Consider the following 11,893-nt stretch of genomic DNA (forward strand, 5'->3'; position numbering starts at 1 on the left):
GAACCCCATACGATCGAACGTATGACGCACGACGGCGACAACGGCGCAACGGTCACCGAGATCAGGGTGCTCGAAGGGCCCAACCTCTATTTCAACCGGCCGGCCGCCAAGGTGACTCTGCACCTGCCGGGGTATCTCGCTGTCGGCACCGAGCAACTTCAGGCGCTCGGCCGCACTCTCGGGGTGCGGCGCAGTGAGGCCGGCGAACCGAACACCGAGGCGCGCCAACGTTTTGTGCTGCGCCTGGTCGAGCGAGTCGTGCGCCTGCTGGTGCGTGAGACCGGACTGACTCGTCTGGGCGTACGGGTGCGCCCCGGCACCCAACTCGACGAGGTCATCGTCGCCTTCGCGTTGAACAGTCGAGGTCGTGCCCAAGCCGTCGGTGACGCGCTCGAGCCGATGCTGCGCAGCCTGCTGACCCATGCCGGTCAGGGGCCGGCCCTGAGTGAGGCAGCCGAGGCGATCCGGCAGCAGCCGGTGGGGGAGAAGGTGCGGCCGATGCGGCCGAAGATCCCTGTCGTGTCGGTGACCGGCACCAACGGCAAGACCACGACAACCCGCCTGATCGCGCACTTGGGCATGACCGCGGGTCTGCGGACGGGGTGGAGTTCGACCGACGGCGTGCTGGTGCAGGGCGAGCTCATCGCATCGGGGGACTACTCCGGCCCAGGTGGGGCGCGCGCGGTGCTGCGGGCACCCGGTGTGCAGTTCGCGGTGCTGGAAACGGCCCGCGGGGGCATGCTGCAGAAGGGCCTCGGCACGGCATACAACGATGTGAGCGTCGTGACCAACGTGAGCGCAGATCACCTGGGGTTGCACGGAATCGAGACCGTCGACCAGTTGGCCGAGGTCAAGGCGATCATCACCAAGGTCACCAAGCCCGACGGGTGGGTCGTGCTCAACGGTGACGACCCACGTGTGTGGGCGATGCGGTCCAATGCCAGTGCCAAGCCGTGGTGTTTCTCGATCGACCCGGACTCGCCGTCGCTGCGCGAAGCCCTCGACGACCACGGGCGCGGCATCACGGTGATGGATGGCGACATCGTTTTGCTGCTGCCGGGCTCGTCGCCGGATCGCCTGCTCGCGATGCGCGACGTGCCGGTGACGCTTGCCGGGTTGTCCGAGCAGAACGTGCAGAACGTCCTGGCCGCGACCGCTGCGGCGCTCGGCGCAGGGCTGCCGCGGGAGGCGGTGGTCGAGGGTCTGCGCTCGTTCGCGCCCGACGCCAAGCACAACCCGGGCCGGATGAACATCTACACGCTGCCGCTCGGTGGTGGTGGCCGGGCGACGGTGATCCTCGACATGGCGCACAACGAAGCCGGCCTCGACGCGCTGCTGCGGGTGGCGGACGGTCTGCGGCCGCCGGGAGCGCAGCTGCAACTGGGGCTGGGCACCGGCGGCGACCGCACCGACGAGATCCTGGTCAACATGGGCGAGCAGGCGGGTCTGCACGCCGACCGGGTGCAGGTCGTGCACAAGGCGCACTACCTGCGTGGTCGCACCATGGAGAATCTCGAAGGCTTTCTGCGACAAGGGCTTTCGCGGGCCGGTATGACGCCGACGGCATCGTGGCGCAACGAGCTCGACGGACTGCACGGTCTCATCTCAGCGTGCCACGACGGCGACGTGCTGGCGTTGATGACACATTCGGACTGGCAGCAACTGCACACCTGGCTGCTCGCGCACGGTGCGACGAGTGACACCCCCGCGACCATCCGCCGCAAGGTGACGGTCGCGCGCGGTGAGCACGAGGCCGAGACCGAGCTGCAACAGCTGTGGCAGGACGACGATGCCGAGCGCCGAATCGTGACCGCGCAGGCATTGCGCACGCGGTTTCCGCGGGACGGTCGGGTGCTCTACGAACTCGCCGGCACACACGACTCTGCCGGCCACGAAGCCGAAGCCCTTGAGCTGTATGACGACGCCTTGCGTGCCGGTCTTCCCGAGCCGTACCACCACCGCGCGTTGATCCAGAAGGCGTCGACGCTGCGGCATCTCGCGCGACTCGACGAGTCGCTCGGCGTTCTGGATCAGTTGCTCGAGCAATACCCCGACAACGCCGCTGTGGTCACCTTCCGCGCGCTGACGTTGCACGACCTGGGTCGTGACGAGGAGGCCTTGCGCTCGACTGCTGGCTTCCTCGTCGCGACGAGCGCCGATGCAGACGTCGCGCGCTACCACCGGTCGTTGTCGCGGTTTACCGCAGCGATCTGAAGAATGCCGCCACGATCCGGCGACGACGAGGACCCTCGCGTGGTGCGGTGACTGCCACCCGTCACATACGACACATACGCCACATACGCCACGCTAGTAACGCTGGTGTGGTTGGAAAGACGATTACTTCCGGTCGTGGTCGCGATACTGGGAAGTAATCGTCATCTCGACCATGCACTCGCTGTGCCGGGGCCAGCCCGGGCACCCGTACGTCGCCGATTCGGCGACGTACGGAGTGCGATGGCGGATACGGTGGGCGCCACGCCGAGCACCTACCCGCGCAATCTCTTATGTCGCTGATGCGGCGAGAACGGGTGGTGCGACACGAGGCGCGACATACATAAATCGCCGATTCGGTCGATCTTGTCGCCTCACGCGCACCACTAGTCTCATTGGCTCCAGTGGTCACACATAAGTCGCCGACGCGGCGAGAACAAGTGGTGCGGGGCGGGACAGCATCCATCAGTCGCCGATCCGGCGAGTCACGTAGGCCGCAACAGCGATCAGCCGGGGCTTAGGAGCTAGGCCTGGGGACCCTCGAGCCCGTCCAACGCCTCACGGAGGGCGTCGTCGTCCGCGGCCGATGATTGAGCTGCTTCGGTCGTGAGCTCACGGGGGTCGAGGTCGGGATCACCCGGCTGCTCTTCGTCGGTGTGGGTGCCGGCGTTCGCCTGATGGGTGAAGCCTTCCAACTCGGCGAGCACCGCGGCGTGCTGGTCGACGCACAGCACCACGACGTCCCCCGGGTTGGCCCGGTGTACCGCGTGCCGGGTCGCGTCGAGCTCGTCGAGGACCGTCACCACCTGACGACACCGTGCCCCGGCTGCCATCTCGGCCTCGGCGCCTTCGACGATCAGTGCCGCGGACTCCCCGGGCGCCCGGCGGCGCAGGTTGTCATCCTCACGCACCACCACGACGTCGAAGTGGTGGGCGGCGATGGCTCCGAGTTCGCGGATGTCCTCGTCGCGGCGGTCACCGGCCGCGCCGATCATGCCGATACGTGAGATGCGATGGTCCGTGGCGCCTTGGCGACGCTCGACATACGACTCGACGAAGTCACCCAGCATCCGCATTCCCGGAGGGTTGTGGCAGTAGTCGACGAAGACCTCGGCGTGGTTGACCTCCATGCGGTTCAGACGGCCGGGCGACAGGTAGTACGACGTCGTGAACGTCCGCAGACCCTGACGTATGTCGTGCAACGGCGCGCCGGCGGCGAAGGCGGCTCCCGCCGCAGCCAGCGCATTGGCGACGTTCATCCGGGCGGCCCCATCGAAGGTCGACGGCAGCAGGTGGGTCCAGGCCAGTGGCATCGACCGGCGGCCCTGCTTGAGCACGATCATCTCGCCGCGGTCGGAGGTCTCGAGCACAACGGCGCGCGCCCCGCGGCGGCAGCGCTCGTCGATGAACTCCCGCACCGCCGAACCGGCCGGCTCCATCGAGAACCACACGATGGTGCCGCGGCACCGCTTGCGCATCCGTCGCACCAGCGGGTCGTCTGCGTTGAGCACGGCAAAGCCGTCGCGTGGAACCGCTTCAACCACAACGGCTTTGACATCCGCAAGCTGCTCCAGCGTCTCGACGCCGCGCATGCCGAGGTGGTCGGGCTGGATGTTGGTGACCACTGCGATGTCGTTGCGGTCGTAGCCCAGACCTTCACGCAGGATGCCGCCCCGCGCGACCTCCATCACCGCGAAGTCGACACGCGGGTTCTGCAAGACCATCCGTGCCGAACGCGGACCCGAGGCGTCGGCTTTGATGACCAGGCGCTCGTCGATGACGATGCCGTCGGTCGATGTCATGCCGACCTTGCGGCCGAGGCCCTTCATGATGTGGGCCAGCATGCGCGAGGTCGTGGTCTTGCCGTTGGTGCCGGTCACCGCGACGATCGGCACGCGGGAGGGGGAGCCGGGCGGGAACAGCAGGTCGACTACCGGCTTGGCGATGAATTGCGGTTCCCCGACAGTGGGATGCGTGTGCATCCGGAAGCCGGGGGCGGCGTTCACCTCGCAGATGGCGCCGCCGGTCTCGCGCACCGGGGCCGTGATGTCGGGGCAGATGAAGTCGATACCGGCGACGTCCAGGCCGATGAGCCGGGCGGCCTCCTCGGCGATCTCGACGTTGTCGGGGTGCGCGTCGAAGGTGCGATCGACCGAGATGCCGCCGGTCGACATGTTGCCGGTCAGCGCCAGCTTGACCATCTCGTCGACCGGTGGCACCGAATCCATCGAATACCCCTGCGCTGCAACGAGTTCGACGGCGGCATCATCGACGCGAATGCGGGTCAGCACCTTCTCGTGACCGACCCCACGGCGTGGGTCGGCGTTGGTGATGTCGACGAGTTGTGCCACGGTGTGCTGCCCGTCGCCGATCACATGCGCCGGGACCCGTTCGGCGATCGCCGCCATCCGGCCACCGATGATCAGGCAGCGGTAGTCCTTGCCGGTGATGAACGACTCGACCTGCACCACACCACGACGGCTCTGTGCCTCGGCGACGTCGAAGGCCGCCCGCACCTGGTCGTCGGTGCGCAGATCGAGGCAGACACCGCGCCCGTGGTTGCCGTCCAGCGGCTTGACCACCACGGGGTGCCCGACACGACGCGCGGCCGCGACTGCGCCGTCCGCCGTGCGCACGGTCTCCGCCTTCGGCACCGGCAGGCCGGCGGAGCCCAGCAGGGTGGTCGTGAGATTTTTGTCGCCGGCGATGTCGACCGCCAGCGCCGAGGTCAGTGAAGTCATCGTGGCGCGGATGCGCTGCGCGTGCACACCCTGGCCCAACTGCACCAGCGAGTGCTGGTTGAGGCGGGTCCACGGGATGTCACGGCTGACAGCCTCTTCGATGATCGCAGCCGTCGACGGCCCGAAGGCAGCCCGACCTGCTGCCAACAGAAACGTTTCACGCTCGCGCTCCACATCGAAGTCGTCGCCGGCGAGCACGAAATGGTTGACGAGTCGCACGGCCAACTCACCGGCTGCCCGTCCGACGCGCTCGTCGAAGAAGCCGAAGATCACGTTGTAGACGCCGGGTTCGCCCTTGACTCCGCGCGTCTTGCCGCGGCGCATGTCGTGCCCGGCCTCCTGCTGCAACTCCAGTGCCACATGCTCGGCGACGTGCCCGAGCCAGGTGCCCTCGCGCAACCGTTCGACGAAACCCCCGCGGTGACCGCGGGAGCAGGTGTGCTCCTCCAACCCTGGCAGCGCCGCCAACAGGCGATCGGTGAACCCCGGAATGGTGTTGGTGGGGAACTGCTCAAGTGGCCCGAGATCGACCACCAGATGGATCGCCTGCTCGTAGGACCACACATTGGGACCGCGATAGATACGCGTCTGCAGGATCTTCAGCTGACCGATGGGCTGGTCGGCGACGGGCTGATCTTCGGTCATGGGTGGCTCCTCGCTGGGCTGCTGCGCGGTTGGTATGGCGGTGCCGGGGGATCAGTGCCGCAGCGCTGCCGCCGTGGCGGTGTTGTGACGATCGCGACCGGCGGAGATGGCGATGTCGGCATACTTCTCGGTGAACTCGGTCAGGGTGGCGCTCCGCAGATCGAAGGTCGCGCCGAACGGCAGCGTGTGCACGACAGCTCCGCTGACCAGCATCGGTGCATCACGACGAGCCTCGTGCGCATCGGTGGTCGCAGCTCGTGCATCGACCACGAAGACGGCTCCGGAGCCCACAACCGTGAGTTCCTGCTCGTCGGTGATCTCGGCAGCGGTGTCCTCGTCGATACCCATGCCGAGCAGGTTCGGGGAGGTGGCGACGAGCGACAGCAGCCGGCCGTACCGTGCGCGCTGGTCGAAGTGCTGGTCCACGATCACTCCGGGCAGCAGGCCGAGGCCGGCCGTCAGCTGGCTCGAGCGTTGCCGCGGCGTGACGCCCTCCTCGCCCATCGAGATCATGAACTGGCTCATGATCGACGCCCCCGCCGACGTGCCGGCGATGACGGCGCCGCGTTCGTAGGCGCGCAGGATCGATTCGCCCAGCGGCGTGCCGACGATTAACTGGCTCAGCTTCAGCTGGTTGCCGCCGGAGAAGAAGATGCCGGTGGCGTCGTCGATGGCGTCCTGCAACTCCTGGTCCGAGCTGGCCGCGCGGTTGGCCGGGTTCACCGAGGTGACCGATGCGCACCCCAGCCGGGTGAAGACCGTGGAGTAGACGTGCACGACCTCGCCGGGCACCGAGGAAGCGGTGGGAATGATGACGATTCGCGACTTGCGGCCGCCCGAGAGCCGGGCGAACCGTCGCAGGATCGTGACCTTGCCGACCTTGTCCTCGGCACCGCCGATGATGAGCAGGGAGCGGCTGGGTGCGTCAGACATGGGGGGATTCTAGGCAGTCTGTGCCGGACACCGATGCGGCCTCCGCTGCGCGGTCGGCCTCCTCGATCTCGTCGCGTGAGATTCCGAGCATGAACAGCACCGCGTCCAGATAGGGCACGTTGACCGTGGCGTCGGCGTGCGAACGCACGACTGGCTTTGCATTGAAAGCGATGCCCAGACCCGCGGCGGCCAGCATGTCGAGGTCGTTCGCCCCGTCGCCGATGGCGACCGTGCGTGCCAGGGGCAGGCCCTCGCGATCAGCGAATCTACGCAGTGCGCGGGCTTTTTCGGCTCGGTCGACGATCTGCCCGGTGATTCGGCCGGTCAACGTGCCGTCGATGATCTCAAGCACGTTGGCCTGGGCGTAGTCGATGCCCAGATCGTGCGCCAACGGCTCGACAATCTGCTGGAATCCGCCGGACACGACCGCGACGGTGAAGCCGAGTCGCTTCACCGTGCGCACCAGCGTGCGGGCTCCAGGCGTGAGACGTATGTCGCTGCGCACCTGATCGAACACACTCTCCGGCAGCCCGGCAAGCACCGAGACCCGCTCGTGCAGACTCGTCGCGAAATCGATCTCGCCGCGCATGGCCCGCTCGGTGACAGCCGCGACCTGCGGCCCGCGCCCGGCATGGGCCGCGAGCAACTCGATGACCTCGTCCTGGATCAGCGTGCTGTCGACGTCCATGACCACCAGCCGGCGCCCGCGCCGAGCCAGTCCGCCGGGTGCGACGGCGATGTCGACACCGTGCGCGGCAGCTTCGAGCGTGAGATGCCGGCGCAGTTCGAACACATCGGCACCGGACACGTCGAGCTCGAGGGTGGTGACCGGGTCGCGTGCCAACCGGCGCACGCGGTCGATGTTGGCGCCGTGCTGGGCGATCCGCTCGGTGACGGCAGCCAGGCTGCGGGCAAGCAGCGGGGCACCGATCACCACGACGGAGGCGCGGCCGTCGCGCCGCCGCGCGTTGTCGCCACGGCCGGTGTCGATGGTCGCGCGCAGGTCGTGCTCGGCGGCCACCGCGCGGATGGCGTCACTCAACGCACCGGCCGAACCGGGCGACGGGCGCAGCAGGCCGCAGAGCAGCAGGTGGCCGCGCACGACGGACTGCTCGAGGTCGAGGACAGCTGCGTCATACCTGGCAGTCGCCCGCATGACCGCACCTGAGACGCCGGGCCTGTCAATGCCGGTGATGGTGAACAACAGCGAGTCGGATTCTGAATCGCGTGGAAGGTCAGGTGGATTCACGAAGGAATGACCGTGCCCTTGCCGATCACGACAAGTCCTGAGTCGGTCACGGTGAAACCTCGAGCGCGATCGTCATCGTGGTCGAGCCCGATGCTGACACCGGGTGGCACCGAGACGTCCTTGTCGATGATCGCCCGCTGGATGCGGCAGTGCCGACCGATCTGCACGTTGTCGAGCAGGACAGCATCATCGACCTGCGCGAACGAGTGGACGTGGACGTTCGGCGACAGCACCGAACCGTTGACCACCGAACCGCTGATGATGCAGCCGGGGGAGATCATCGAGCCCGTTGCCATGCCCTGTCGCGCAGATGCACCGTGGATGAACTTGGCCGGCGGGAAACTGGACGCGTTGGTCATGATCGGCCAGTCGTAGTTGTAGACGTTGAAGATCGGGTGGATCGAGACCAGGTCCATGTGCGCGTCGAAGAACGAGTCCAGCGTCCCGACGTCGCGCCAGTAACCGAAGTCACGATCGGTCGCGCCCGGGATCACGTTGTCCCGGAAGTCGTAGGCGTATGCCTCGCCACGTTCCACGAATGCCGGGATGATGTCGCCGCCCATGTCGTGCTTGCTGTCCTCGAGTTCGGCATCCGCGGTGACCGCCTCGATGAGGGCGTCGGTGTCGAAGACGTAGTTGCCCATCGATGCCAGCACCTCGTGTGGTGCATCCACCAATCCGACCGGATCAGAAGGCTTTTCGCGGAAGGCGGCGATCTTCTTCTGCGGGCTGCTCTGGTCGAGTTCGATGACGCCGAACTGGTTGGCCATCTCGATCGGCTGACGTATGGCGGCGACCGTCGCGCGGGCACCGGACTCGATGTGCTGCTCGACCATTTGGGCGAAATCCATGCGGTAGACGTGGTCTGCGCCGACCACGACCACGATGTCAGGGTGCTCGTCGTGGATCAGGTTGAGGCTCTGGTAGATCGCGTCGGCTGAGCCGGAGAACCACTGCTTGCCCCGCCGCTGCTGTGCAGGCACGGGAGCGACGTAGTTGCCCAGCATCGTCGACATCCGCCACGTCTTGGTGACGTGCCGGTCGAGACTGTGCGACTTGTACTGCGTGAGCACGACCATCTGCAGGAACCCGCTGTTGGCCAGATTCGACAGCGCGAAGTCGATGAGCCGGTAGATCCCGCCGAATGGCACCGCCGGTTTGGCCCGATCGGCGGTCAGCGGCATCAGCCGCTTGCCCTCGCCGCCGGCCAGGACGATCGCGAAAACCTTAGGACCACGTTGTCGAGCCATGTCCCTAACCTAGAGGCTCGTGACGGGATAGCGTCGTGTCTCGTGAGAGTCGATCTGCTGACCAAGGAATACCCGCCCAACATCTACGGCGGTGCGGGTGTGCATGTGAGCGAACTTGTGCGCGCACTGCGGGAATTGGGCGATCAGGTGTGTGTCCGAGCGTTCGGCGATCCTGTCCACGAGCCGGACACCGTCGGCTATCCGGACCTGCCCGAACTCGCCTCGGCGAATGCCGCGCTGCGGACGCTCGGGGTCGATCTGTCGATGGCGCAAGACTGCGCCGGCGCCGACCTGGTGCACTCACACACCTGGTACGCCAACATGGCAGGCCATGTGGCGAGCCTCTTGCACGGTATGCCGCATGTCATCACCGCGCACAGCCTCGAACCGATGCGTCCTTGGAAGGCCGAGCAGTTGGGCGGCGGGTACCGAGTGTCGTCCTACGTCGAGCGCACCGCATATGAGGCGGCTGCCGGTGTCATCGCGGTGAGTCACGGGATGCGCGCCGACGTCCTCGCCAGCTACCCGCAGCTGGATCCGGCTCGGGTGCACGTGGTGCACAACGGCATCGACTCCCAGTTGTGGCATCGCGACAGCTCTCCGGAGGCAGAAGCGGCGGCACGCCGACACGGTGTCGATCCAGAACGCCCCAGCGTCGTCTTCGTCGGTCGGATCACCCGGCAGAAGGGCCTGCCCTACCTGCTGCGTGCGGCCGCGGAGCTGCCGCCGGAGGTGCAGTTGGTGCTGTGTGCAGGGGCGCCGGACACCCCGGAGATTCTCGCGGAGGTCGAGGGGCTGGTGACCGGGTTGCAGCATCGCCGGACCGGCGTGGTGTGGATTCCCGACATGCTTCCCCGTGCAGAGGTGATTGCATTGCTCTCTGCCGCAACGGTTTTCGTGTGTCCATCCGTCTACGAACCGCTCGGCATCGTCAACCTCGAGGCGATGGCGTGCGAGGCCGCCGTGGTCGGGACGGCGACCGGCGGCATACCCGAGGTCGTCGACGACGACGTCACCGGCTGGCTGGTGCCGATCGATCAGGTCTCCGACGGCACCGGAACGCCCCGTGATCCGGACCTCTTCGTCGCCGATCTGGCGCGCGCCCTCACCGAGGCCACGAGTGACGCCGCCGAAGCTCGTCGCCGAGGGACCGCCGGTCGCGAGCGAGCGGTGCGTGAGTTCTCGTGGGCGACCATCGCCGAGCGCACCCAGCAGGTGTATGCCGCAGTCGTCGGCGGCTGATCGCTGTCAGTCGCCCCGGTCACCGGGGCGCAGACCGGCCAGCCCCAGGGCCGCGATCGTGGTGGCCTGAGCCATCGCGACGTCGGCCCCCGCCTGCAGATCGCGCAGCACTCGGTGGCGCGCTTCGTCCGTCGCGGAATCCACCGCGGGCGAGTGCTCCAACGCCAGATCCATTGCTGCGCCTACAGTTCCAGCGGTCTGCAGGATGCGCAGCGCCCGTCCCGGCAGTCCCGGTGGCAGTCCCCACTGGCGCAGTGCCACGCGGTCGTCGGCCATTGCCCGCAGCGGTGAGCCGGCCCACGGCTGCACGTCGAGGTCGAGCAGCAACTGGGTGGACTCGGCCAGGCGTTGCCGCAGCACGCGCTCGATCTGGGATTCGTGCAACTCCTCCAGACGGTGCGCCGGCGTCGGCGCGCAGTCGTACGCCGTCAGCCGGACGGCCGTGCCCTCGTCGCCGGCTGCGCCATACGTGGAGACCGTCGGCACCAGTGCGCCACCGAGAGCGGGCACGAAGACGCATTCACCCGCGTCGATCGCTGCAGCGGTGAGATCAGGGTTGCCGCGGGGCAGCCCGGTCACGTCACCGGCGCGAGGCAGCGCGCAGGCCAGCACACGTTCGCCGAGGTCCTGCCACGTCGCGAGCCGTTCGAGGTCACCGGAGACGTCGTCGATATCAGGCAGGGCGCGGCGTAGCGCCTCGTCGAGGTCGACGTGACCGGCCCAGGCGGAGGTGACCCAGAGGCTGAGGCGGACGGCGGCAGGCAGGGTGGACATCGACCACACACTAAGGTTTGGTGCCATGAGCGATGTCTTGGCACTCGCAGATGTCAGTGTGGTCCGCGGGGGTAAGCACCTGCTCGACGGCGTGACGTGGGAGATCGAAGAAGGCGAACGCTGGGTCGTCCTCGGTCCCAACGGCGCCGGAAAGACGACCCTGCTGTCGATCGCCGCGGGTCGCCTGCACCCGAGCAGCGGTGTGGCAGGTGTGCTTTCGGAGGTGCTCGGCGCGGTCGACGTCTTTGAACTCCGCCCGCGGATCGGACTGTCGTCGGCATCGATCGCCGAGCGCATCCCCGGTGGCGAACGCGTCGGTGACGTGGTTGTGACCGCGGCATACGGCATGGTCGGTCGATGGCGCGAGCGGTATGACGAGCTTGACCACCGACGCGCCGCCGACCTGCTCGACACCCTCGGTGCCGGCCACCTGATCGACCGGACCTTCGGCACTCTCAGCGAGGGTGAGCGCAAGCGAGTCCTCATCGCCCGTGCGCTGATGACCGACCCGGAGCTGATGTTGCTCGACGAGCCCGCCGCCGGTCTCGACCTCGGTGGTCGCGAGGACCTGGTCGCCCGGCTCGGCGAGATCGCCCTCGATGTCGAGGCGCCCGCGCTGGTCCTCGTGACCCACCATGTCGAGGAGATCCCGCCCGGCTTCACCGACGTGCTCATGCTGCGGGCCGGCAAGGTCGTGGCAGCCGGGCCGATCGAACTGACCCTCACCGCGGAGAACCTCTCGGCGACCTTCGACACGCCCCTGACGCTGGATCGGCATGGCGACCGGTGGGCGGCACGGGCCGTGCAGCGACCAGCCGGCAGACACACTGCAAGCTGACCTAGTCGTT

General features: G+C 67.6%; 8 protein-coding genes. 3 read left to right on the forward strand and 5 right to left on the reverse strand.

Annotated features, from left to right (window positions below):
• Nucleotides 1-21: 21 nt before the first annotated feature.
• Nucleotides 22-2,214: a tetratricopeptide repeat protein gene (locus BKA23_RS07515; protein WP_145226907.1), complete on the forward strand. Its 2,193-nt coding sequence runs from the start codon at nt 22-24 to the stop codon at nt 2,212-2,214.
• Between the two features lie 521 nt (nt 2,215-2,735).
• Here the strand turns inward: BKA23_RS07515 and cphA are convergent.
• Genes cphA through glgC form a run of 4 tightly spaced genes read right to left on the reverse strand, consistent with a single transcriptional unit; the run spans nt 2,736 to nt 9,029 of the window.
• On the reverse strand, nt 2,736-5,597 hold the full coding sequence (gene cphA / locus BKA23_RS07520) for a cyanophycin synthetase (RefSeq protein WP_145226909.1): 2,862 nt from the start codon (nt 5,595-5,597) through the stop codon (nt 2,736-2,738).
• A 51-nt stretch (nt 5,598-5,648) separates the two neighbouring features.
• Nucleotides 5,649-6,530, reverse strand: coding sequence for a cyanophycinase (locus BKA23_RS07525; RefSeq protein WP_145226911.1), 882 nt, complete (start codon nt 6,528-6,530; stop codon nt 5,649-5,651).
• Complete coding sequence (gene serB, locus BKA23_RS07530) at nt 6,523-7,779, reverse strand: phosphoserine phosphatase SerB (protein ID WP_246104508.1); 1,257 nt, start codon at nt 7,777-7,779, stop codon at nt 6,523-6,525. Before serB ends, BKA23_RS07525 begins: the two co-directional genes overlap by 8 nt.
• On the reverse strand, nt 7,776-9,029 hold the full coding sequence (glgC, locus tag BKA23_RS07535; RefSeq protein ID WP_145226913.1) for a glucose-1-phosphate adenylyltransferase: 1,254 nt from the start codon (nt 9,027-9,029) through the stop codon (nt 7,776-7,778). The genes serB and glgC overlap by 4 nt, the downstream gene beginning before the upstream one ends.
• A gap of 42 nt (nt 9,030-9,071) precedes the next feature.
• Here glgC and glgA point away from each other — a divergent pair, with 42 nt between their 5' ends.
• Complete coding sequence (glgA, locus tag BKA23_RS07540) at nt 9,072-10,271, forward strand: glycogen synthase (RefSeq protein WP_145226915.1); 1,200 nt, start codon at nt 9,072-9,074, stop codon at nt 10,269-10,271.
• A 6-nt stretch (nt 10,272-10,277) separates the two neighbouring features.
• Here glgA and BKA23_RS07545 read toward each other — a convergent pair whose 3' ends face one another.
• Complete coding sequence (locus BKA23_RS07545; protein WP_145226917.1) at nt 10,278-11,045, reverse strand: hypothetical protein; 768 nt, start codon at nt 11,043-11,045, stop codon at nt 10,278-10,280.
• A gap of 25 nt (nt 11,046-11,070) precedes the next feature.
• Between BKA23_RS07545 and BKA23_RS07550 the strand changes: the two genes are divergently transcribed.
• On the forward strand, nt 11,071-11,883 hold the full coding sequence (locus BKA23_RS07550) for an ABC transporter ATP-binding protein (protein ID WP_145226919.1): 813 nt from the start codon (nt 11,071-11,073) through the stop codon (nt 11,881-11,883).
• The last annotated feature ends 10 nt before the right edge of the window (nt 11,884-11,893 follow it).

Source organism: Rudaeicoccus suwonensis, assembly GCF_007829035.1.
GTDB classification, from domain to species: Bacteria; Actinomycetota; Actinomycetes; order Actinomycetales; family Dermatophilaceae; genus Rudaeicoccus; species Rudaeicoccus suwonensis.

Coding starts and splice junctions, on each gene's coding strand:
- BKA23_RS07525 (WP_145226911.1), bottom strand. CDS start 6,530: ATGTCTGACGCACCCAGCCGCTCCCTGCTCATCATCGGCGGTGCCGAG.
- glgC (WP_145226913.1), bottom strand. CDS start 9,029: ATGGCTCGACAACGTGGTCCTAAGGTTTTCGCGATCGTCCTGGCCGGC.
- BKA23_RS07550 (WP_145226919.1), top strand. CDS start 11,071: ATGAGCGATGTCTTGGCACTCGCAGATGTCAGTGTGGTCCGCGGGGGT.
- BKA23_RS07545 (WP_145226917.1), bottom strand. CDS start 11,045: ATGTCCACCCTGCCTGCCGCCGTCCGCCTCAGCCTCTGGGTCACCTCC.
- BKA23_RS07515 (WP_145226907.1), top strand. CDS start 22: ATGACGCACGACGGCGACAACGGCGCAACGGTCACCGAGATCAGGGTG.
- cphA (WP_145226909.1), bottom strand. CDS start 5,597: ATGACCGAAGATCAGCCCGTCGCCGACCAGCCCATCGGTCAGCTGAAG.